The following is a 24,056-nucleotide window of genomic DNA, read 5'->3' as shown; positions in this document are numbered from 1 at the left end:
TATGAGAAAGAAACAAGTCTGGAGAGGCGGATGCATTATTTTAATGCTCCTTGTGTATTGTACAGTACTGTCAATCCAAATAGAAAATTTAATGCGGATTGAAGTGAGTGTGACAACCGGGGAAAGCGGGAAGGAAGGAGAAGTTCTGCTCCCGCAGCGTTCTGTACATGAAAATGAGATGGGAAATATTGTTTACTGTGTTGAAGAAGTTGCCGGGAAATTTAGGACTGAGGAAAAGGTACAGGAACGACCGATCACTGTTTATGGAAAAGAAAATGGATATGTAATTGCGGATCGTTCCAGTCTCACAAATGATTACGGAGGAATGCTTCGGGTAATTGTTGATTCCTCTTATCCGGTAAAAGAAAATGAGGTTGTAGAAATCATACCGGGCGGGAAAAATCAAGTGCAGGAGAGACATTGGAAAATGATGGAACAGATAAAATGGCTTGCTGTTTTCCCGGCATTGCTGCCCGTATGGATTTTGTGGTGCAATCAGATTTTAAAATTACTGGATGGATTTTGGAAACACCAATACGTTCAAGGTGTGGCAGGAGGGGCTGTTCTTGTAATACAGGCTGCGATCTTATATGGGATAACGAGCATGGTTCAGATTCCGCGGAAGTTTCTTCCAAAAGAACAGATTTTCGACATATCATTTTATGCAGACAGAATTCATCATTTTTTCTTTGAAATGGATAATTTATCAGGGAATCCTGCGCTATATAGGGAAATTCGTTATGAATATTTGTCAGAATTGTGTCTATACGGAGCGCTCTGTATTGCGCTTTGGCTTGGAATGGTGTTATGGAGTACATTAAAGCGCAGAAAATAAGAACGAAAAAGAATTCCATTCATATACTATTGTGGAGGTGATAGTGATGAATGGGATTCTTTTTGCATTTTTAGGAACAATCGTTACTTTTTTAGTAACAACGCTGGGAGCAGCGGGAGTTTTCTGTGTGAAGCGGGATGTAAATGAAATTTGGCAGAGCGGTTTTCTTGGGTTTGCAGGCGGCGTAATGATCGCGGCATCGGTCTGGTCTTTGCTGCTTCCGGGAATTGATTTTGCAGAGGAACAGGGGCAGATTGGCTGGTTGGTTGTAACAGTTGGATTTTTGACAGGGGTACTTTTGCTGCTGCTTGCAGACAGTCTTTTGAAACGGTGGTATCGGAGGGAAGCGGGACAGGAAACATCTTTGCGAAAAAGTACGATGATGCTTGTAACGGCAATTACAGTCCATAATATTCCGGAAGGGATGTCAGTAGGGCTTGCTTTTGCCCTGGCAGCACAGCAGCTGGAAAATCCGGCGCTTTTATCCGGTGCAATTGCACTGACGATTGGGATTGCCATTCAGAATTTTCCGGAGGGAACTGCAGTGGCACTGCCGCTTCAGAAAGAGGGGATGGGAAAATGGAAGGCATTTTTTATTGGCAGTATGACGGCAATCGTGGAGCCCATCTTTGGTGTGCTGGCGGCGATCTTTGCCGGAGCAGCCAGATCATGTATTGCTCTGGCGCTGTCATTTGCGGCAGGAACGATGATTTATGTGGTAGTAGAAGAATTAATTCCGGAGGCGCATATGGAAGAAGAGGGAAAAGCGGGAACACTCGGATTTATTGTGGGATTTCTTGTCATGATGATTTTGGATGTGGCGCTTGGGTAAGTTTATGGAGAGAACAACATATAATGTTGAAAAGACTTGACAATGATAACAGGAAAGCGTTAAAATATGGTTGTTAGTAAAGACTAACCAAAGAAAAGGAGGAACAGAGATGTTAGGATTTCTGATGGAACATATGGGGACAATTGTTGTCTCGCTGCTTTTGCTTCTAAGTGTTGCAGCAATTATCATAAATATGAGTAAAAAAAAGGGAAAAGGATGAGGAGGCTGCTCCGGCTGTACGTCGGCAGGGTTTTGTCATAAAAAATGATTTTGAAAAATGGAAAACCGGTGCGTCTGGCATCGGTTTTCTATTGTCAAAAGAAAGTGGCTGCTATATAATATGAAGAGAGCAAAGGAGGGGAAAGATGTATACATTAAAAAAATTTATTAAATACTATGGACCGTATAAGACGGTATTTTTTTTGGATTTAATTTGTGCGGCGCTGATCAGTTTCATTGATCTGGCATTTCCGCAGATTTTAAGAACGCTGACAGCTACGCTGTTTACAGAGGACAGCAGCTTGATTCTTAAAGCGCTGCTTCCGCTTGGAATAGGTCTTCTTCTAATGTATGTGATCCAGGCATTTTGTAAGTATTATGTGAGTTATCAGGGACATATGATGGGAGCCAGAATGGAGCGGGATATGCGCCAGCAGTTGTTTGAACATTATGAGAAATTATCTTTTTCTTATTATGATGCGAACAACTCAGGACAGATGATGAGCAAATTGGTATCAGATTTGTTTGATATTGCAGAATTCGCTCACCATGGACCGGAGAACTTATTCATTTCTGTGATTAAGATTGTCGGTTCATTTATTTTCCTGACAATGATCAATTGGAGATTGACAATGATTCTTGCAGTTGTTGTTGGATTTATGGTCATTTTCTCTGTGCGCCAGAATAAGCGGATGCAGGCAACCTTTATGGATAACCGGAGAAAGATTGGGGATATTAATGCCAGCCTTCAGGATACCCTTGCAGGAATCCGGGTGGTACAGTCTTTTGCAAATGAGGAGATTGAGTGGGAGAAATTCACAAGAAGCAATGAAAATTTCCTTGTTTCCAAAGGAAATAACTATCAGTGCATGGGATTTTTTATGAGTGGAAATGCATTTTTCCAGGGACTGATGTATCTTTCCACGCTGGTATTTGGAGGTTTATTCATTGCACAGGGTAAGATGGAAGCAGCAGATCTTGCGATGTTTGCGCTGTATATCGGCATTTTTATTAGTCCGGTGCAGATTCTTGTGGAATTAACGGAGATGATCCAGAAAGGCTTGTCCGGATTCCGGCGTTTTCTTGCAGTGCTTGCGACAGAGCCGGATATTCAGGATAAAGAAGATGCGAAAGAGATTGAAGATGTATCAGGCGAGGTTGAGTTTGATCATGTATCTTTCCGGTATACGGATGAAGAAGCGGTATTGTCAGATATTTCCTTTAAGATTGAAGCGGGAAGATCCGTAGCGCTTGTAGGGCCGTCCGGCGGTGGCAAGACAACAATCTGTTCACTCATTCCAAGATTTTATGATGTAACAGGCGGAAGAGTACTTGTAGACCAGAAAGATGTAAGAGATCTGACGATGAAGAGTCTCCGCAGTAAGATTGGAATTGTGCAGCAGGATGTCTATCTGTTCTGTGGAACGATCCGGGAGAATATTGCCTACGGAAAGCCGGATGCATCGATGGACGAGATTATTGAGGCTGCTAAGAAGGCAAATATCCATGAATTTATTATGGAACTGCCGGAAGGATACGATACATTTGTAGGAGAGCGGGGAACAAGACTTTCAGGAGGACAGAAACAGCGGATTTCTATTGCGCGGGTGTTCCTTAAGAATCCTCCGATTCTGATTCTTGACGAAGCGACAAGCGCTCTGGACAATGAGAGTGAACGCCGGATACAGAAAAGCCTGGAAGCTCTGGCGAAAGACCGGACAACGATTACGATCGCACACAGACTTTCTACGATCCGCAATGCCGATGAGATTATTGTTATTAACGAAGCAGGAATTGCCGAGAGAGGAACGCATAAAGAACTTCTGGGTATGAATGGTCTCTACGCCCATTATTATAAAATGCAGTTTGAAGGTCTGGAGACAGTTGATTGTGGAGAAGAATAAAAAAGAAAAGGAGAATATATTATGAGCAACGAAAAATTAAATGCAAAGATTCTGGAACTGCAGGATGATATCATTGCGTCTATTCAGCAGAGCATCCGCATTGACAGCATTAAAGGAGAGCCGGAAGAGGGCGCGCCTTATGGAAAAGGACCGCGGGCAGCGCTTGATGATGCCCTGGCGCTCGGAGAACGTCTTGGATTTAAGACCGGCAATGTGGGAAATCGTGTTGGCTGGGTTGAAATCGGTGAAGGCGAAGAGATGGTAGGCGTACTTGGTCATCTGGATGTTGTGCCGCTTGGAGAAGGCTGGATTCATCCGGCATTTGGCGCTGAGATCCATGATGGAGTGCTGTACGGCAGAGGTGTTCTGGATGATAAAGGACCGACAATCGGTGCAATCTGGGCATTAAAAGCAATCCAGGATCTCGGATTGAAATTGGACCGCAGAATCCGTGTATTATTTGGAACAGATGAAGAAAATGGTTCCTCCTGCGTACATTATTACATTGAGAATGGTGGAGAGCTGCCGACGATCGGATTTACTCCGGATGGAGAATATCCGATGATCTTCTTCGAAAAGGGAGCATCTAACTTTACCGTTGGCAAGAAGAATATTGAGCAGGGAAATGTGAAGGTTGTAAGCTTTGCGGGCGGAACAGCGGCGAACGTTGTAACACCGAAATGCCGTCTTGTGGCAGAGGGAGATCTGGATGTAAAAGAAGCAGAAGGTCTTACGGTAACAAAGAAAGATGGACAGACAATTATCGAAGCAATCGGAAACGGCGCTCACGGAAGTACACCGGAACTTGGCGTGAATGCGGCTGTAAAACTTGCCGAGGCTGTGAAGCACATTGCGTTTGGCGGAGATTTCCAGAAAATGTTAAATTTCATTCTTGAGGAATTAAATGGCGAGACAAACGGCGCACATATGGGAATTCTTTATCAGGATGAAGAGACAGGCGAGACGACAGTGAACCTGGGAGTTGTGAATTTTGATGAAAATGGAATGAGTATGACACTGGATATCCGCTATCCGAAAAATGCATGTGCACAGCATGTGATGGAGCAGGTATGTGAGGCAGCAAAAAGACAGGGATTAGAAGCTGAGAGAACAAGCTCTGTTCCATATCTTTATATCCCGCAGGATTCAGAACTGGTTGTGAAACTGATGAAAGTATACCGGGAAGAAACAGGAAGAGATGAGAAACCGCTTGCAATCGGCGGAGGCACTTATGCAAAAGCATTTAAAAATATGGCAGCATTTGGACCGATGTTCCCAGATGCACCGGCATGTATCCACCAGCCGAATGAATGCGTTGCAGTAGATGAACTGATAAAATCCATTCAGATTATTACTGCTGCAATGTACGAATTAGCGCAGAAGTAGGAAGATAAGAAATCCGATTAAATTTTTATAGAAATCCAGCAGATATTTTTCATATGAAAATGTCTGTTGGATTTTTTGATGTAAAAGATAATCGGACAAAAAGAAAAGACGTTTGTGCAAGTTGCTTTTTTGAGGGTGTGCTATAATAATAGAGGTTTTATAAGGAGGGATGGATCAGTGAAAAAATTCAATAAAATCAATGATAAACATATGGCGTTTGTTCTGTTTGCACTGTGCTGGGCAGCGTATTTTACATCGTACATCGGCAGACTGAATTATTCTTCAGCCATGCCGGAAATGCTCCGTCTTTCTGTTCTGGACAAATCTCAGGCAGGCTTTATCAGTATGGCGTATTTTTTTGCGTATGGCATCGGACAGTTGATCAACGGATTTCTCGGAGATAAGATGCATCCGCGCAAAATGATATTTACAGGGCTGTTTCTGGCAGGCGTTATGAATATTGTTATGGGATTTATGAACAGCTTTGGAACGATGGCGGTTTTTTGGTGTGCCAATGGGTTTCTTCAATCAATGATCTGGCCACCGATTCTTCGGATCTTTGCAGAAATGTTAAATGAAGCAGCGAGAGTGCGTTACAGCATTCATATTACATCTACGATGGCGCTGGGAACGCTGACATCTTACCTGCTGTCGGCAATTATGCTGGAAGTATTTGGATGGCGGGCAGTATTTTTTGCAGCGGCGACAGTGATGTGTACAGTAGCAGTGGTTTTTCAGATCCGGTTTCGTGCAGTGGAACAGTATGCCAGTGAACATGGAGAGCCACATAAGGATGAAGCAGGAAGAGCCGGAACAGAAACTTCGGTTCCATTTTCAAAAGTGCTGATCGGTTCCGGATTGTTTATGATTTTAATCCCGGTTATCGTACATGGGGTACTCAAAGACGGAGTAACTTCCTGGGTACCGACCTATATTCAGGAGGTATTTCATACATCGCCGTCTTTTTCGATTCTGATTACGACAGTGCTTCCGATTGTAAATTTAACGGGGGCGTACGCAGCACAATTCATGTATCAGAAGTTTTTCCGGAAGCAGGAGATCAGAACCGTCGCATTTTTCTTTGTGATTGCGACAGCTGCATTAGCTGGTTTGTGGAAATTTGGAGATGTGTCGGTAGTTGTGACTGTGGTGCTGCTTGGAATTATTACGGCGTCCATGATGGCGGTAAATACATTAGTTGTGAATCTGCTTCCACTTCATTTTGTTAAAATGGGAAGAGCGGCCACGGTATCCGGATTTTTGAATTCAATGGCATATCTTGGAACAGCTATTTCCACATTTACTATTGGAATTATGGTAGAGTCCTCCGGATGGAACAGAACGATTTTGGGCTGGCTTATTATGACAGCGGCAGCGATGCTGATTTGCTTCCTGCTGCATAAGAAGAAGTTTGAATAAAATTGCAGGTAATAGAATAAAAATTGCATAAAAATGTATGTTGACTTTTGTCAGAATTAATGAAATAATATTGTGGATTATGTTGAAAGGAATGAAACTATTATGAATTTAAGGAGACAAAAGCTCTTAACGAGAGCGGGCATTGTTCTGCTGCTGACCGTATTATCTTCCATGACGGTATTTGCAGCAGAGACAGAAGCGCCGCTTTCTTCTATGTATGCCACGGCATGGGCGCTTGTGCCGCCGATTGTTGCCATTGGTCTTGCTCTGATTACGAAAGAAGTATACAGTTCTTTATTAGTCGGTATTGTAGTCGGCGCCTTGCTTGGAACAGATTTTCATCCGGTGAAAACGGTGGAGTCGGTTTTTAAAGGGGGATTTATTTCTGTATTATCTGATGAAGGAAACATCGGAATCATTATGTTTCTTGTTATCTTAGGAATCATGGTGTCTATGATGAATAAAGCAGGAGGTTCCGCGGCGTTCGGAAAATGGGCCGGAGAGCATATTAAGTCAAGAGCAGGGGCTCAGCTTGCTACGATCGGTCTTGGAATACTCATTTTTATCGATGATTACTTTAATTGCCTGACAGTAGGAAGCGTTATGCGTCCGGTAACAGATAAACATAAAATATCCAGAGCAAAGCTTGCGTATCTGATTGATTCTACAGCAGCTCCGATCTGTATCATTGCACCAATTTCTTCCTGGGCAGCAGCGGTAGCCGGATTTGTAGAAGGAGAAGACGGACTTAGTATTTTCGTCCGGGCAATTCCGTATAATTTCTATGCTTTGCTGACGATTATCATGATGCTTGGAATCGTATATCTGAAAATGGATTATGGTTCTATGAAGCTGTATGAAAAAAATGCAAAGAATGGCGATCTTTTTACAGCGGGAAAGCGGGTAAATGGAACAGAAGATGTGAAGGAAAAGCCAAATGGACGAGTGCTTGATCTTGTCTTCCCAATTCTTGCGCTGATCGTCTGCTGCGTAACAGGAATGCTCTATACCGGCGAGTTCTTTAGCGGTGCAGGCTTCGTAGAGGCATTTTCTCAGAGTGATGCGCCGAGCGGTCTGGCAATGGGAAGCTTTTTCGGACTTGTGATTACGATTGTGTACTATCTGCTGCGCCGGGCTTTGAAATTCCGGGAATGTATGGAATGTGTTCCGGAAGGATTTCAGTCTATGGTACCGGCGATTCTCATTTTAACTTTTGCATGGACATTGAAAGCAATGACAGATCAGCTGGGAGCAGACGTGTTTGTAGCTACAGCAATGGAATCTTGTGCGGAAGGGCTGATGAATCTGCTTCCGGCAATCATTTTCTTAGTAGGATGTTTCCTTGCATTTGCCACAGGGACTTCATGGGGAACATTCGGAATTTTGATTCCGATTGTTGTAAAAGTATTCGAACAGAGCAATCCTACTTTGATGATCATTGCAATTTCTGCATGTATGGCAGGAGCGGTCTGCGGAGATCACTGTTCACCGATTTCCGATACAACGATTATGGCATCGGCAGGGGCACAGTGTGATCACGTCAGTCATGTTGCGACACAGCTTCCATATGCGCTTACAGTTGCGGCAGTATCTTTTGTTTCTTATATTGTGGCAGGCTTTACCCAGTCTGCATGGATTTCACTTCCGTTTGGAATCGTGCTGCTTGGAGTGGTACTGCTTGTAATGAAGAAATATCAGAAGAAGCAGCAGAACTAAAGAAAAATTTATGAAAAAATAAAAAAAGGGGCTGTCGGGAAATGATAGTTCCAAACAGGGGCAGATTTGACTTGTATGAGTCAAACCTGCCCCTGAAACTTTTCCATAAAAAGAGAAAAAGATGGCTAACGACAACCATCATTTTCTCCGTTCCATGTTATAATGGAACTATGCTAAACAAAGACTATTATAACGATTTTTTTGAATTAGGGCAACAGAAAATTAACTTCAGTTTCTTCGAATTGTGTTTACCAGACGACGATCCAGTCTATACCCTGAAAAAAGTGATGGAGGAGTTAGATTTTTCTGGCTTATTAGCCAATTGTTCTGATAAGGGAAGAACCGGGTACAACCCAATCATGATGTATGCTGTAGTTACTTACGCAAACATGCGTGGGATAAGAGCTGTTGACCGTATTGTAGAATTATGTGAAAGAGATCTCGCCTTTATCTGGCTTACGAAAGGTCAGAAGCCGAAACGGGATGCTTTTTATGACTTCAAGAATAAGAAACTGACCGCTGATGTACTGGATGAGCTGAATTATCAGTTTCTTCGTCGCCTGCAAAAAGAAGGATTCATCACACTAAAAAATCTTTTTATTGACGGTACAAAAATAGAAGCCAATGCGAACCGTTATACGTTTGTCTGGAGAGGAACAATCAATTATCATCTTGCAGGACTACTGGATACTATTGATTTATTGTATCAAAAGTATAACGTTTTGATTGATGAAAATGAGTATGGCATCAAATATGACATTCCCCATGCACATATGTTCGTGATCGAAGGAATGGAGAAAGTACGGGATGTCATTGAAAAGAACCGAAAAAGAAAACTGACAAAACATAAAAAGTTATCCAATAATACAATCATAGAGATTGACAATTGTTCTCCGTTGGAGATACTGAAGCTCCAAAAAAATCTGATACAGATAGCAGAACAGGAACAGATTACATTTGTTTATGGAAAAGGAAAAAGAAAATCGGAAATCCAGCAGCTTTACGAAGAATTGGAAGCCTGTGGTGAACGTCTTATGGGATATAAAGAGTGTTTTGAGATCATGGGAACAGACAGAAACAGTTATTCCAAAACAGATCTGGAAGCTACTTTTATGCGGATGAAAGAGGATCATATGCTGAACGGGCAATTAAAAGCGGCATATAATGTTCAGATTGCAGTAGAGAATTATTTCATTGTCCAGACTTATGTCAGCAATGATCGGACAGATTATAATACGTTGATTCCGGTTTTGGAAAAACATCAAAAAGCATTTGGGGATATTCTTGAGGAAGTGACAGCAGATAGCGGGTATTGCAGCGAAAGAAACCTACTGTACTTAAAAGAACATAAAATCTCCAGCTATATCAAGCTGCAGGATCATGAAAAACGGAAAACACGTGCGTATACAGAAGAAATCGGAAAGTATTACAACATGAAAACGCAGATATTTGAAGATGAGTTGTATTATATTTGCCATGACGGAAGAGAATTGCATCATATCCGAACAGAAACAAAAGCACAGACTGGTTATACACAAACCTTTGAAGTGTATGGATGTGCAGACTGCAGTGGTTGTGAACATAAAGCAAAATGTCTCTATAAATATGATGCCGAAAAAGATAGAGAGAAAAATAAAGTGATGAAGATCAACGAACAATGGGAAGCTTTGAAAGAAGAATCCCATAAAAACATCCAGAGTGAGAAAGGGATCTTAAATCGTCAGATTCGTTCCATCCAGACAGAGGGACATTTTGGAGACATTAAAGAAAATGACAGTTTCCGCCGATTCAATTACCGGACATCCGAAAAAGTATATAAAGAATTCATGCTGTATGCGATTGGAAGAAATATAAATAAATACCATCGTTTTCTTCATGAAAAAATCCAAAAATTTGAGAAAAAAATCGAAGAAACAGTTGCTTAGAAAATGTGTACGTTTAAATATGCAGGTTGAGGGGTTTTTGTGCCCAAAAATACATACGAAAAAGACAAAATACGAATCTCTCATAGAAGATCAGGTGCGAAAAACACTGATTTCTAAAGGAGATTCGTATTTTGAGATTTAGAGCCTAAAAATCGGTATTAACCGACAGCCCCTTTTTTGATATGTGGAATTTTTTTTTACATAGTTTTTAATATCTTTTAGAATAGTCCGGTAATTTTTCCGGTTTCATCTACATCGATGCGCTCAGCTGCCGGAACTTTTGGAAGTCCAGGCATTGTCATAATCTCTCCAGTCAGAGCGACAATGAATCCGGCGCCGGCAGAAATCTTTAAGTTTCTGACAGTAACTTCAAAATCTGTTGGTGCGCCAAGCTTTGTCTGATCGTCTGTCAAACTGTACTGTGTCTTAGCAACGCAGATCGGGCAGTTGCCAAAACCAAGTCCTTCCAGTTCTTTTGCCTGTTTCTTTGCAGCGGCAGTAAGGACAACCTGTTTTCCGCCGTAAATTTTCTGAACGATCTGATTTAATTTATCTTCAATGCTGCCATCAAGTTCATATGCAAATGTAAAATCATTCGGTTCTTCTGTCAGACGAAGTACTTCTTCTGCCAGCCGTGTGCCGCCTTCGCCGCCTTTTGCCCATACTTCTGAAAGTGCAACATTAACACCGAGTTCTTTGCATTTTGCTTCTACAAGATCCAGTTCTGCTTTTGTATCTGTTGGGAATGCATTGATTGCAACAACACATGGAAGATGGAAGACATCTTTAATATTGTGTACATGCTTCAGCAGGTTTGGAAGACCTTTTTCAAGCGCTTCCAGGTTCTCGCTGTTCAAATCTGCTTTCGGAACGCCGCCGTTATATTTTAATGCGCGAACAGTAGCAACGATGACAACTGCGTCCGGTTTTAAATCTGCCATACGGCATTTGATGTCGAGGAATTTCTCGGCTCCGAGGTCAGCGCCGAATCCAGCTTCTGTAATAGCGTAATCGGCAAGCTTCATAGCCATTTTTGTAGCTGTGACAGAGTTACAGCCATGTGCAATATTGGCAAATGGTCCGCCGTGAACGATAGCAGGCACATGTTCCAGTGTCTGAACAAGGTTTGGTTTCAGTGCATCTTTCAGAAGAGCAGCCATTGCACCTTCGGCATGAAGATCGCCTGCTGTAACCGGCTTCTGATCTGCGATCTTTCCGTATGTGTAACCAACAATGATGCGTGATAAACGTTCTTTTAAATCTGTGATATCTTTTGCGAGACATAAAACTGCCATAATCTCAGAAGCAACTGTGATATCGTAACCGTCTTCACGCGGAGTTCCGTTTGGCTTACCGCCCAGTCCGTCTACTACATAGCGGAGCTGACGGTCATTCATATCAACGCAGCGTTTCCATGTAATCTTGCGTGGATCAATGTTCAGCTCGTTTCCCTGATAAATATGATTGTCGATCATTGCAGCAAGAAGATTGTTGGCAGCTCCGATCGCATGGAAATCACCTGTAAAATGGAGGTTGATATCTTCCATTGGCACTACCTGGGCATATCCGCCGCCCGCTGCACCGCCTTTGACGCCAAAGACCGGTCCGAGAGAAGGTTCGCGAAGTGCGACCATAACATTCTTGCCAAGTTTTTGAAGTCCGTCTGCAAGTCCGATTGTAGTCGTTGTCTTTCCTTCTCCGGCAGGAGTCGGATTGATTGCAGTTACAAGAATTAATTTACCATTTGGACGATCACTTTCCTTTAACAGGTTGTAGTCGATCTTTGCTTTGTATTTTCCGTACTGTTCCAGGTACTTGTCCTCAATGCCTGCTTTTGCAGCGATTTCTGTAATTGGTGCCATAGCACATTCCTGTGCGATTTCAATGTCTGATTTGTATCCCATCTCAGAATCTCCCTTCATTACGTCTAATTTCATAGATAAGTTTCTGTTGAAACACCGCCGTGCATTCGCTTGTGCCTGCAATAGTTTCATCTGCCTGAAGTGCAAAAAGAAATATGCAGATGCAGACAAAAGATTGAAAATAAAACAGGCAGCATATGCGAATAACACATATACTGCCCAGACGGTCGGCTTTTCAAAGTTCTGCTTCCCCTGTGGTTTTCCACATATCCGTCAGTCGGCAAAACTCTTTCGGTTAAGGCAATCGTAACATAAACAGAGTGGAATTTCAACAAGCATTTTTAATTTCTTTGAATAGATTTTGATTTTTCAGGTCAAAACGTGTATAATAGCACCGTGTACCGCAAGGATACACAAGAATAAAAAAGAACAGGAGCGGATATGACGTATGAAACAGATGAAGATAAAGAACTTTATGAAAAAAAGCGCTGCAGTTTCCATGGCAGTGTTGGTGTTGGGAGCAGTATCTCTTGCCGGATGTGGAGAAAAGAAAGCATCCGAAACGGCATCGGAAGGAAGCACGGAGAGCAAAGAAGCGTCACAGACTCAGGAGAAAGATCTCTTGTCGGGAAAACACCATGCAGAGATTGTCATAAAAGATCATGGAACGATTAAAGTTGAACTGGATGCAGACAGCGCGCCGATTACGGTAACGAATTTTGTCAATCTGGCGAAGGACGGTTTTTATGACGGGCTGACGTTTCATCGGATTATGGAAGGATTTATGATGCAGGGAGGAGATCCTGCGGGCAATGGTACCGGAGGATCAGACGAGACGATCAAAGGAGAGTTTGCATCTAATGGAGTAGAAAATCCAATCTCTCATAAACGGGGAACGATTTCGATGGCGAGAGCGCAGGATCCGGACAGCGGAAGCTCTCAGTTCTTTATTGTCCATGAGGACAGTACGTTTCTCGATGGGGATTATGCTGCATTTGGCACTGTGACAGAAGGAATGGATATTGTAGATGATATTTGTGAGAATGCAGTCGTAGTGGATCAGAATGGAACGGTAAAAGACGGTACACAGCCGGTAATCGAGAGCATAAATGTGACTGACTAGGAAGAAGCGCCGGTCAGTATGGAAAAAAATACAAAGAAAAGTGCAGGAAAACGGTATTTTCAAGTTGAGAAAATGCCGTTTTCGTTTTATAATAAGAAATAGTGTATACAAGAGTCCATATGCTTGTGTAGCTTATGTGAAAAATGAGTAAGAGAAAGAAGATGAGAATTGTTATGCTGAAGGTAGAGCATTTATCATATGATGTGACGGAAGAGGGGAAAACACAGTCCATCTTAAAAGATGTAAATTTCCATGTAAATGACGGAGAGATGCTTGTCATTACCGGACCGAATGGCGGAGGAAAATCTACGATTGCTAAATTGCTGATGGGAATTTACCCGGCGACAAAAGGAAAGATTCTATTGGATGGACAAGATCTGTCTGAGATGAGTATCGATCAGAGAGCGAATGCAGGAATTGGATTTGCATTTCAACAGCCGCCGCGTTTTAAGGGGATGACGGTAGAACGGCTGCTGAATCTGGCGGCAGGAGAGCCTCTTGCCGGAAAGAGATGCTGTGAACTGTTAAGCAATGTAGGGCTTTGTGCTCAGGAATATATTCACAGGGAAATTGACGCAACACTGTCAGGCGGTGAAATGAAGCGGATCGAGATTGCATCTGTTCTTGCGAAGAAACATAACATCTGTATTTTTGATGAGCCGGAGGCAGGAATTGATCTCTGGAGTTTTTCCATGCTTGTCAAAGAATTTGAAAAGATCCATAAGAGTAAGAGAGAAAGTCTGCTTTTGATTTCGCATCAGGAACGGATCATTCAGATGGCAGACCGGATCATGGTGATCCGGGACGGTCAGGTAGAAATCTGCGGACCGAGGGAAGAAGTGCTTGATACACTGGCATTTGATGCGATCCAGTCAAAAGCATGTATCCGTACAGGAGGTGAGTTCTAATGGCAGAGTTGAATCAGATCACAAGCGAAGTGCTGGCACAGATTGATCCGGCAGGATTTGAACAGAAAGGTGCATTCAATCTGCGGGAGAACGGTTATTCTGTCTGTCAGGGTGACAGTGAACATATAAAGATTAAGAAGAAAACGGATCGGGAAGGCATCGATATTTTTATCAGCAAGGATGCTCAGAATGAGTTTGTACACATTCCGGTTGTAGTATCGCAATCAGGCATTACAGATGTTGTTTACAATGATTTTTATGTAGAAGATGGTGCAAATGTTACAATCATCGCCGGCTGCGGAATCCATAACAGCGGCTGCAATGATACAAGACATGACGGAATCCATGCATTTCACATCGGAAGCAATTGCAATGTCACTTATGAAGAGAAGCATTACGGAGAAGGAAGCGGAACCGGCGGTCGTATTTTGAATCCGGTTACAAAGATTTATATGAAAGAAAATTCTGTTTTTAATCTTGATACCGTACAGATTAAAGGAGTGGATTCTACTATCCGTGAGACGGAAGTAGAAGTTGGCGCCAACAGCAGAATTTATGTAACAGAGAAATTAATGACACACGATGAGCAGAGTGCGGAGTCGAATATGGCAATTGTCTTGAACGGAGAAGGAAGTTCCGCGCAGGTGATTTCAAGATCTGTGGCGAAGGGAAGTTCCCGGCAGATTTTTCATCCGAAGGCAATCGGAAACACAAGCTGTCATGCCCATATTCAGTGTGATTCTATCATCATGGAACAGGCAAATGTATGCTCAATTCCGGAGATTGATGCTCACCATGTAGACGCTCAGATCGTGCATGAAGCAGCCATTGGAAGAATCAATAATGAACAGCTGATCAAGCTTCGTACATTCGGATTGAATGAGGAGGAGGCAGAGGCAGTTATTATTGATAACTTCTTAAATTAGCAATAAATACAAATGAAGGAAAGTGGAGGAAGTTGACATGTTAAATGCAAAAGTAGCAGAATTATTGAACACACAGGTAAACAAAGAATTCTATTCAGCATATCTGTATCTTGATTTTGCAAATTATTATGAGACAAAGGGCTTAGATGGATTTGCAAACTGGTATAAGATTCAGGCGCAGGAAGAAAGAGATCATGCAATGCTGTTCTATCAGTATTTACAAAATAATAATGCGAAAGTAACTTTAGAAGCAATTGATAAGCCGGATAAAGTATTTTCCTGCAACATGGGACCGTTGAAAGCCGGATTAGAGCATGAAGAATATGTGACATCTTTGATCAACAATATTTATGCAGCAGCATACGAAGTGAAAGATTTCCGTACGATGCAGTTCCTTGACTGGTTCATCAAAGAGCAGGGAGAAGAAGAGACAAATGCAAATGAGCTGATTACGAAGATGGAAATGTTCGGTTCCGATCCGAAGAGTCTGTATATGCTGAACAGTGAACTGAAAGCTCGTGTATACAGCGCACCGTCACTTGTGCTGTAATTTGAAGAAAGAAGAGAACGGCTGTAAGACGCTTTGATAAAGCTATAAAATTAATATACCCGCACGCAGAGAAGCAATGATTCAAGGCTCTGTGATGCGGGTATATTTTTAATCAGCGAAGGTATGATGTTTCCGGTGGAAGAATGTTGCTATCCAATAAAGAAGGGAGGCAGCGCAGACACCAATGCTGTCAATCCCCACATCTTTTACTGATGGTCCCCGCCCGGCAACAAAAGACTGATGAAATTCATCAGTTGCAGCGAAACAGACACAGAAGATGAGCGCAGTGAGAATCAGTGCCCGTCCCCTGAGCCCACAGACGAAAAGTGGGAAAAGGACAAGAAGCGTCAGGATAAAATACTCTGTCATATGGGCAAGTTTCCGTATCGGATGTTCCAGATATTCGGCATAAGATTCGATTTCAGATTCCGTGAGCTCCAGATGAAGTACCTGATTGCCGACATTGACTGCCATGTGGCTGATCTTGCTGCTGAGACTGCCGGACGCTTCACCGGTCTGGGCAGAAAATGAGAAGATCAGACACATCATTGCCAGAGCCGGAAGAAATGAAAGAAGACAAAATAGCATACGTTTATTTGAAATCAATGAGTTCAATTGTCGCACCTCCTTACAATCGAATTTTATTATAGCGGCTGAAAGCGTGTTTGTCAAAATCAGAAGGAGAGAAAGCGGAAGTTTCAGGGGAAACGCAGAAAATCCGGAGATGGATTTGGTACTGTTCAAATGTGAAAAAAATGGTATAATATATGGCAGTGCAGAGAACAAAGAAAGAAGGATTTACATGACAAAAGTTGATATTATTTCAGGATTTTTAGGAGCTGGGAAAACAACATTTATCAAACAGCTCGTCTCAAGTGTATTTCAGGGAGAGAAGATCGTACTGATTGAGAATGAGTTTGGAGAGATTGGGATCGACGGAGGTTTTTTGAAGGAAGCCGGAATTGAGATTACGGAAATGAATTCAGGATGTATTTGCTGTACACTTGTAGGAGATTTTAGCACAGCACTGAAGAAAGTTGTAGAAGAATATCATCCGGATCGGATTCTCATTGAACCATCCGGAGTCGGCAAATTATCCGATGTGGCAAAGGCGGTAGAAGCCGTTCGCGAGCAGGCAGAAATTGTGCTGAACAGTCGTATTACTGTTGTAGATGGAAAAAAAGCAAAGCTTTACATGAAGAATTTCGGAGAATTTTATAATAATCAGATTGAACATGCAACAACAATTGTTTTGAGTCGTACACAAATGATGACGGAAGAGAAATTACAGACGTGTGTGGAGCAGATTCGAAAAGAGAATCAGACAGCAACACTGATTACAACACCGTGGGATCAGTTGAATGGAGAAGTAATCCGTCAGGCACTGGAACACTCAAAAGATGCAGCGAATCTGATTTCAGAAGAATGTAACTGCCACGAGCATCACCATGCCCATGAAGAAGGCTGCAGTTGCCACGAGCATCACCATGACCATGAAGAGAGCTGTGGCTGCCATGAGCATCACCACCACCATGCGGATGAAGTGTTTACAAGTTGGGGAAGAGAGACTGTAAAGAAATATACAAAAGAAGAAGTGGAGACTTTGCTGAAGGCATTTTCTGAGACAGAAGCATATGGAGAGGTGCTGCGGGCAAAAGGAATTGTTCAGGGAACGGAAGGAAATTGGATTGAATTTGATTATGTACCGCAGGAGTATGAAATCCGGGACGGACATCCGGACTACACAGGAAAGATCTGTGTGATCGGAACAAAGCTGAATGAAGAAGCACTGGACAGACTGTAGGAGAGAAGATATGGAGACAGCAGTAGATATTTTTACCGGATTTTTAGATAGCGGAAAGACGTCTCTTATAATCGATGCGGTGGAACATTCGGATTTTGATGAGTATCGTCAGACAGTGCTTATCCTCTGTGAAGAAGGAGAAGAAGCGTTCGATCCGGCGCTTCTGAAAAAGGCAAATATCATTCCGCTTGTGTTGGAGGAAGAAGAACAGTTTAACAAGGAGTTTCTTATGGGAATCTGGCGCAATTATCATCCGGATCATGTACTGATTGAGTATAATGGAACATGGGAGATGAGTACAATTCTGGAGACAGAGATGCCGCAAGGCTGGATGATTACCGGGATTTATTCAACCGTAGATGCCACGACAGCAGAATTATATCTGACAAATATGAGAACGATGTTTTTAGAACAGGTATTTCAATCAGACCTGGTAATTGTGAATCGCTGTACCGATGAGACAGACTGGGCTAAGATCCGGCGCAGTATTAAGGTTATGAATGCGAAAGCACAGATTGTATTTGAGCGTGAGAACGGAGAAGCGTTTGAGCAGGGAGAAGAAGCGCTTCCATTTGATATTACGAAAGATCTGATTGAAGTGGATGATATTGATTACGGACTCTGGTATATTGATGCGCTGGAGCATCCGGAACACTATCGCGGAAAGAAAATCCGTTTTCTTGCACAGGTATACAAAGGGAAAAAACTGGCACAGAATGAATTTGTGCCGGGACGTTTTGTGATGACATGCTGTGAGGAAGACATTAAGTTTCTCGGATTTTTGTGTAAATGCAGGGAAGAAATCCCATATGAAAAACGCTCCTGGGTAACAGTGACTGTCACCTATGAGACAGTCATGACAAGAGATGGAGAAGCGCCGATGCTGGAACTTGATGAGATTGAACTGGCGTACCGGCCAAAGAATGATGTAGTAACATTTTACTAGAAAATGTTACTGATAAATAAAAAACAACCCGCTGATTCAGATGTCTTTATTCTGAGCAGCGGGTTATTATTATAGCTTATCTGTATGCATGGAAACATGCTTTTTCAATGCCTCAAAACTTTCTGAACTGATGACGTGTTCAATCCGGCAGGCATCCTCCGAAGCGATTTCGGAAGGCACACCAAGCTGTGTCAGCCAGGAAGACAGAAATGTATGACGTTCATAGATTGTTTCCGCAATGGTTCTTCCGGCATCTGTCAGTGAGATATTGCCGTCAGAAGCCACCGTGATGTAATGGTTTTCTCTTAGATTCTTCATTGCCACGCTGACGCTTGGTTTTGAGAAGCCGAGTTCATTTGCAATATCAATAGAACGCACATAACTTTTCTTTAGAGACAGGATTAATATAGTTTCCAGATAATTTTCAGCAGATTCTTGAATCTTCATCACTACACACCTCGTATTGCTTGATACATTAATCATATCATAGATTCAGTGAAAGTCAAACTTAGAAGAATTTATCTTTGATTCCAATGAGGAAGATACAAAGGATCATAATCGGCAGGATATAAGTAATATAGACTCTCATCCAGTTTTGGATCTTGAGACCTTTGCCGGTGTTGGCTTCCTGACAGTAATTCTTCCATCCCCAACCATAGCGGCTGACACAGAAGAGCAGATAGACAAGTGAGCCAAGCGGAAGAAGGACGTTGCTGACAACGAAATCTTCCAGATCAAGCACAGCGCTTCCAGGACCAAATGGCTGGAAACCGGACCAGAGATTATAGCCGAGTACGCAAGGCCATGATAAAATAATGATCGCAATTGCATTGATGACAGAGGCTTTGCGGCGGCTCCAACCAGTCAGATCCATTGTACAGGATAAAATATTTTCAAATACGGCAAGCACTGTTGAAAAAGCGGCAAATGCCATGAAAACAAAGAACAGGCTTCCCCAGAGACGTCCAAGAGGAATATGGTTAAATACATTAGGCAATGTAATAAAAATCAGACTTGGACCGCTGTCCGGTGCCACATCAAAGGCAAAGCATGCCGGGAAGATGATCAGACCTGCTGTGATTGCAACAAAAGTATCAAGAACAGCTACATTTACTGCTTCTCCTAACAGGGAGTGCTCTTTGCCGATGTAGCTGCCAAAGATAGCCATTGCACCAATACCAAGACTTAAAGTAAAGAAAGCCTGATTCATAGCAGCAACAACAGTATCTACAATACCAATCGCAGCCATACGTTTGAAGTCCGGTTTCAGATAGAAGGCAAGACCTTCAGAACCGCCATCCATGAAAATACTGTTGATGGCAAGGGCAACCATAACGATCAGCAATGCGATCATCATAAATTTCGTAATGCGTTCCAGTCCTTTTTGAAGTCCGATGGAACAGATAAAAAAGCCGATAATGACAACTGCCATCATTAACCCACCCATAGCGGCAGGACTGGCAAGCATGTCAGAAAAAATCGTATTGACTGTTTCGGTTGATGCCCCGACAAATTTACCGGTGACTGTCTGATAGAAATAATAGAGCATCCAGCCACAGACAGTGGTATAGAGCATCATTAAAATATAGTTTCCGGCCATTGCCACATAGCCGTGAAGATGCCATTTCTGCCCGGGTTTTTCTAAGGCATTGTATGCTCTGACCGGGCTTTTCTGGCTGGCGCGTCCAACTGCAAATTCCATTGTCATTACAGGAAGTCCCAGTACGACTAAAAAGAAAATATAGATCAGCACAAAAGCACCGCCCCCGTACTGTCCGGTAATAAATGGGAATTTCCAGACATTGCCAATGCCGATCGCACAGCCGGCAGAAAGCAGGATAAATCCCAGACGGGAACTTAGTTTTTCTCGTTTCATAACTCTCTCTCCTTTACATATCCATTGTGTTTAAGTATAAATTTCTTCCTCTTTTCAGTCAAGTACTAAAATGATATACTAATGTGGTAAAACGCGAATGGAGAAAATTGTATGGTATTTGAGGTTAAAATAGATCAAGATAAGGCAGAAATAGTAAAATATGTCGGAAGTGGAAGTGCTGTCATAGTTCCGGAGAACATAGAGGGACGCAGTGTTACAGCGCTTGGTCCATATACATTTTCGGAACATGGAAAAGATCTAAGAGAAGTGATTTTGCCGGATACGGTCAGACGAATCGGAAGATATGCTCTTTATGGATGTGCAAATCTTCAGAAGATAGTTTTGACGGATACACTTCAGGATATTGGGGGAGGAGTGTTTACCGGATGCCGCATTCGGGAGATTGAAGTAGATCTTTATCATGGGCGGAAATGCTGTCTGCGGGATATTGTTGCAGAAAACCGATTTTGTCTTTCGGTAACACTTCGGTATCACACAAACGGGAAGGAAGAAACGGCCAGACTGATTTTTCCGGAACATTATGAAGAAGCGGTGGAGAATACTCCGGCAAGGATTGTCATGACAGAATACCACGGATCGGGAGGAAATTATCGACAATGCATATATAATAAGGAAGTAGATTACAAAAGATATGATGAGATGTTTGTTTATGCCAGAGCAAGAGAGGAGAAAGAAACTGTATTTGAACTTGTATTTTCGCGTTTGCTGTTTCCGTACCAGCTTTCAGAGGAGGCGAAAGAACGGTACGAAGAATATGTCAGAGCAAATGTGAAGGAGGCGGCAGCATTTTTGATCGTTCGAGAGTGGGAGAAGGGAATTTTTTATTTAACAGAAAGTAATCTATGGACGGAAGAAGGACTAAATGCTGCGCTAGATTTTGCGGCAGAGAAAAGAAAGACAGAATTTGTCAGCTTTTTAATGGAAGAAAAACATAAAAGATACAAAGCAAAGCCAAAGTTATTTGAATGGTAGGAGAGGATAGATGAAAGAATTGGAGAATGGGCGTCTCTATGAAATTGGATGCAGAATTTTAAGGGCGGCCGGAAATGAACTCTATGTCCGGATGAGATTTCTCGATGTGGCGTTATCCGGATTTGTTTTTCAAATGGATAACGAAGTGAAAACAGCCGGTACAGACGGACTTTTTATTTACTTTAATGTCAGAGATCTGGGCGGTTTGTATCGGGAAGACCGGATAGAGGTAAACCGGCTGTATCTCCATATGGTACTGCACTGTATTTTCCGGCATATGCTGAAAAAAGGAAGCCGTGAGAAAGAATTGTTTTCACTTGCCTGTGATATTGTCATTGAGTCGGTTATTGACAGCCTGGATCTGAGAAATGTGCGGCGGGGGCGGTCGCCTCTTAGGAGAGAAACCTACCGGCAGATGGAGCAGAAGATGCGGGTTCTTACAGCGGAAAAGGTGTATCGGGAATTAGAACACATGAACTTGACAGAAATAGAATTTCAGAAGCTTCAGAAAGAATTTACTGTGGACGATCACTGTTTCTGGGAAAACAGTGAAGATCCGAAGCGAAAAACGGAAATTCAGAATCGCTGGGAAGATGTGAGTGAGCAGATGCAGACAGAGATGGAGACCTTTGCGAAAGAAAGTACTCAAGATGCAGGAGATTTGCTGGAACAGATGCAGATTGAAAATAGAGAACGATATGATTATCGGGAATTTTTGAGAAAATTTTCAGTGTTTCGGGAAGAAATTGGTGTAGATGCAGATTCATTTGATTATACTTTTTACAGTTATGGATTGAGATTTTATGGAAATCTTCCGCTGATTGAACCACAAGAGTGGAAAGAAGTAAAAAAGGTGGAAGAGTTTGTGATCGTGGTTGATACCTCCATGTCCTGTTCCGGGGAGCTGGTCAGGAATTTTCTGGAGGAGACGTACAGCATTTTGTGTGAACAGGAAAGCTTCTTCCGGAAAGTGAAGATCCACATTATCCAATGCGATGAAAGGGTACAGGAAGATATTAGAATTACTGAAGAAAAAGAACTAAAAGCCTATATGGAACATCTGGAAATGAAAGGCGGAGGCGGAACAGATTTCCGTCCGGCATTTGAATATATTGCAGAACTTTTGGAACGCGGAGAATTTGAACAGCTTAGAGGTGTGCTTTATTTTACGGATGGACAGGGAAGCTATCCGGAGAAAAAACCACCCTATGATACTGCGTTTGTATTTATGCAGAAGGACTATAAAGATGTGGATGTACCGCCCTGGGCGATGAAGCTTGTAATCGAGGAAGAAGATGTGAAAGAGCAGGAGGAAGAAAAGTTATGGACATCAAGCGTGCAAAACAGGAAATAAAAGATGCGGTGGAAGCGTATCTGATGAAAGATGAGGATGGAGAATATGCCATCTCATCGATCCGGCAGCGACCTGTGCTTCTGATGGGCCCGCCAGGAATCGGAAAGACACAGATTATGGAGCAGATTGCCAGAGAGTGCGGGATTAATCTTGTGGCTTACACAATTACACATCATACAAGACAGAGTGCGGTGGGGCTGCCGTTTATTAAAGAAAAAATGTACGGTGGACAAGCTTATTCAGTTACAGAATATACGATGAGTGAGATTATTGCAGCCGTATATGAGAAGATGGAGCAGACCGGAATACGGGAGGGAATTTTGTTTATTGATGAGATTAATTGCGTCTCAGAAACACTTGCACCGACAATGCTGCAGTTTCTCCAGTGCAAGACATTCGGCAATCAGAAAGTGCCGGAGGGCTGGGTAATTGCAGCAGCCGGGAATCCGCCGGAGTATAATAAATCTGTTCGGGAGTTTGATGTTGTTACGTTAGACCGGATTAAGATGATCCATGTAGAAGAAAACTTTGAAGTATGGAAGGAATATGCTTATCGGGAAGGAATCCATCCGGCAATCCTTGCTTATCTGGAGCTAAAAAAAGAAAATTTCTATCGTATGGAAACAACGGTAGATGGCAAGCGATTTGTGACGGCACGAGGCTGGGAAGATTTATCGGAATTAATCAAGGCATATGAGAAACTTGATAAGACGATTGACCGGGAAATTGTGTATCAGTATATACGACATTGGAAAATTGCAAAGGATTTTGCAAATTATTTAGAATTGTATGCAAAATACAAAAAAGATTATGGTCTGGAGAAGATTTTGGAAGGACAGTACAGTGATAGTACGTTGGAACGGCTGAAGTTTGCAGCTTTTGACGAGAGACTTAGTGTAGTTGGACTTTTACTTGGAAAGTTAAATGAACTGTTCCGGAATGCTTATGATACAGACCGCTTTGTGACAGAACTCTTTGGCTGGCTCAAGTCATTTCAGGCGGCAGGAGGAGCTTTTACGGAGACGATTCTTGCAGCAGAACAGAAATACGAAGGGCTTCGAACAGCGGAACAGATGACGAAGGCAGAAAACCGGATGGCAAAACGTATCTGTACAACACTGGAAGGCTATGGAAAAGCCATTCTTTTAGAGCATCTTCAAGGGGAGGATGCGTTAAGATATGTAAAAGAGGCGTTTGCACAGGAAGTGCAGAGGAGGGAACTGTCGATCAAAACAGTCGGGGCTGCACTGGAACATGCGTTTTTATTTTTGGAAGCCGCTTTCGGAGAGAGCCAGGAGATGGTAATTTTTGTGACAGAACTTGATACAAATTACTATGCAATACAGTTTATTAAGGAAAATGGCTGTGATCTTTATTACAAACACCATCGGGGAATGCTGTTTGAAGAAACAAGAGAAGAGATCCTTTCTGAACTGAATGAGGTGGAACAGGAAATGCGTGAAAAGGAGTAAGAAAAA

The 24,056-nt window shown here is 42.5% G+C and carries 20 protein-coding genes; 16 read left to right on the top strand and 4 right to left on the bottom strand.

Annotated features, from left to right (window positions below; translation table 11 throughout):
* The first annotated feature begins 1 nt into the window (after window position 1).
* The 7 genes from KFE17_05725 (at window position 2) to KFE17_05695 (ending at window position 10,236) form a co-directional block, all read left to right on the top strand.
* On the top strand, window positions 2–835 hold the full coding sequence (locus KFE17_05725; protein ID QUO33235.1) for a hypothetical protein: 834 nt from the start codon (window positions 2–4) through the stop codon (window positions 833–835).
* 46 nt (window positions 836–881) lie between these two features.
* Window positions 882–1,667, top strand: coding sequence for a ZIP family metal transporter (locus KFE17_05720; GenBank protein ID QUO33234.1), 786 nt, complete (start codon window positions 882–884; stop codon window positions 1,665–1,667).
* A 365-nt stretch (window positions 1,668–2,032) separates the two neighbouring features.
* Entirely contained in the window at window positions 2,033–3,790 is a 1,758-nt protein-coding gene (locus KFE17_05715) for an ABC transporter ATP-binding protein (GenBank protein ID QUO33233.1), read from the top strand.
* Between the two features lie 21 nt (window positions 3,791–3,811).
* Window positions 3,812–5,176 carry a dipeptidase PepV gene (gene pepV / locus KFE17_05710; protein ID QUO33232.1) on the top strand — a complete coding sequence of 455 codons (1,365 nt, stop codon included), beginning with the start codon at window positions 3,812–3,814 and terminating at the stop codon, window positions 5,174–5,176.
* Between the two features lie 177 nt (window positions 5,177–5,353).
* Complete coding sequence (locus KFE17_05705) at window positions 5,354–6,595, top strand: MFS transporter (protein ID QUO33231.1); 1,242 nt, start codon at window positions 5,354–5,356, stop codon at window positions 6,593–6,595.
* 102 nt (window positions 6,596–6,697) lie between these two features.
* On the top strand, window positions 6,698–8,311 hold the full coding sequence (locus KFE17_05700) for a Na+/H+ antiporter NhaC family protein (protein QUO33230.1): 1,614 nt from the start codon (window positions 6,698–6,700) through the stop codon (window positions 8,309–8,311).
* A gap of 170 nt (window positions 8,312–8,481) precedes the next feature.
* Window positions 8,482–10,236, top strand: a complete 1,755-nt coding sequence (locus KFE17_05695) for an IS1182 family transposase (GenBank protein ID QUO33634.1) — start codon at window positions 8,482–8,484, stop codon at window positions 10,234–10,236.
* A gap of 218 nt (window positions 10,237–10,454) precedes the next feature.
* Here KFE17_05695 and KFE17_05690 read toward each other — a convergent pair whose 3' ends face one another.
* Window positions 10,455–12,140, bottom strand: coding sequence for a formate--tetrahydrofolate ligase (locus tag KFE17_05690; GenBank protein ID QUO33633.1), 1,686 nt, complete (start codon window positions 12,138–12,140; stop codon window positions 10,455–10,457).
* Window positions 12,141–12,573: 433 nt separating this feature from the next.
* On the opposite strand from KFE17_05690, the gene KFE17_05685 reads away from it, so the two are divergent.
* The 4 genes from KFE17_05685 to KFE17_05670 all read left to right on the top strand — a co-directional run bounded on the left by KFE17_05685 (window position 12,574) and on the right by KFE17_05670 (window position 15,605).
* Window positions 12,574–13,221, top strand: coding sequence for a peptidylprolyl isomerase (locus KFE17_05685; GenBank protein ID QUO33632.1), 648 nt, complete (start codon window positions 12,574–12,576; stop codon window positions 13,219–13,221).
* 173 nt (window positions 13,222–13,394) lie between these two features.
* The gene (locus tag KFE17_05680) at window positions 13,395–14,129 is read left to right on the top strand and encodes an ATP-binding cassette domain-containing protein (protein QUO33631.1); all 735 of its coding nucleotides are present in this window, start codon (window positions 13,395–13,397) and stop codon (window positions 14,127–14,129) included.
* Window positions 14,129–15,055 carry a SufD family Fe-S cluster assembly protein gene (locus KFE17_05675; GenBank protein QUO33229.1) on the top strand — a complete coding sequence of 309 codons (927 nt, stop codon included), beginning with the start codon at window positions 14,129–14,131 and terminating at the stop codon, window positions 15,053–15,055. Before KFE17_05680 ends, KFE17_05675 begins: the two co-directional genes overlap by 1 nt.
* Window positions 15,056–15,092: 37 nt before the next feature.
* Window positions 15,093–15,605 (top strand): ferritin, encoded by a 513-nt coding sequence (locus KFE17_05670; protein QUO33228.1) that lies wholly within the window; start codon window positions 15,093–15,095, stop codon window positions 15,603–15,605.
* A gap of 108 nt (window positions 15,606–15,713) precedes the next feature.
* Here the strand turns inward: KFE17_05670 and KFE17_05665 are convergent, their stop codons facing one another.
* The gene (locus tag KFE17_05665) at window positions 15,714–16,154 is read right to left on the bottom strand and encodes a VanZ family protein (GenBank protein ID QUO33630.1); all 441 of its coding nucleotides are present in this window, start codon (window positions 16,152–16,154) and stop codon (window positions 15,714–15,716) included.
* A 253-nt stretch (window positions 16,155–16,407) separates the two neighbouring features.
* Between KFE17_05665 and KFE17_05660 the strand changes: the two genes are divergently transcribed.
* Both KFE17_05660 and KFE17_05655 read left to right on the top strand, forming a co-directional pair.
* Window positions 16,408–17,409: a GTP-binding protein gene (locus KFE17_05660; GenBank protein QUO33227.1), complete on the top strand. Its 1,002-nt coding sequence runs from the start codon at window positions 16,408–16,410 to the stop codon at window positions 17,407–17,409.
* A gap of 10 nt (window positions 17,410–17,419) precedes the next feature.
* Window positions 17,420–18,355 carry a GTPase gene (locus tag KFE17_05655; GenBank protein QUO33226.1) on the top strand — a complete coding sequence of 312 codons (936 nt, stop codon included), beginning with the start codon at window positions 17,420–17,422 and terminating at the stop codon, window positions 18,353–18,355.
* A gap of 69 nt (window positions 18,356–18,424) precedes the next feature.
* On the opposite strand, the gene KFE17_05650 is transcribed toward KFE17_05655, so the two are convergent.
* Together KFE17_05650 and KFE17_05645 are read right to left on the bottom strand one after the other, a co-directional pair.
* A complete protein-coding gene (locus KFE17_05650; GenBank protein ID QUO33225.1) occupies window positions 18,425–18,802 on the bottom strand; it encodes a metal-dependent transcriptional regulator in 378 nt (125 codons plus the stop codon).
* Window positions 18,803–18,863: 61 nt separating this feature from the next.
* A complete protein-coding gene (locus KFE17_05645) occupies window positions 18,864–20,231 on the bottom strand; it encodes a sodium-dependent transporter (GenBank protein ID QUO33224.1) in 1,368 nt (455 codons plus the stop codon).
* 111 nt (window positions 20,232–20,342) lie between these two features.
* Here KFE17_05645 and KFE17_05640 point away from each other — a divergent pair, with 111 nt between their 5' ends.
* From KFE17_05640 to KFE17_05630, 3 genes are read left to right on the top strand one after another with little or no spacing between them, the layout of a single operon-like run.
* The gene (locus KFE17_05640; GenBank protein ID QUO33223.1) at window positions 20,343–21,224 is read left to right on the top strand and encodes a leucine-rich repeat domain-containing protein; all 882 of its coding nucleotides are present in this window, start codon (window positions 20,343–20,345) and stop codon (window positions 21,222–21,224) included.
* A gap of 10 nt (window positions 21,225–21,234) precedes the next feature.
* The gene (locus tag KFE17_05635; protein ID QUO33222.1) at window positions 21,235–22,578 is read left to right on the top strand and encodes a VWA domain-containing protein; all 1,344 of its coding nucleotides are present in this window, start codon (window positions 21,235–21,237) and stop codon (window positions 22,576–22,578) included.
* On the top strand, window positions 22,548–24,050 hold the full coding sequence (locus KFE17_05630) for an AAA family ATPase (protein ID QUO33221.1): 1,503 nt from the start codon (window positions 22,548–22,550) through the stop codon (window positions 24,048–24,050). Before KFE17_05635 ends, KFE17_05630 begins: the two co-directional genes overlap by 31 nt.
* Window positions 24,051–24,056 lie beyond the last annotated feature (6 nt).

The sequence above is a fragment of the Faecalicatena sp. Marseille-Q4148 genome (assembly GCA_018228665.1).
In the GTDB taxonomy this organism is placed as follows: domain Bacteria; phylum Bacillota; class Clostridia; order Lachnospirales; family Lachnospiraceae; genus UBA9414.
This window is presented reverse-complemented; position numbering and strand designations above follow the sequence as displayed.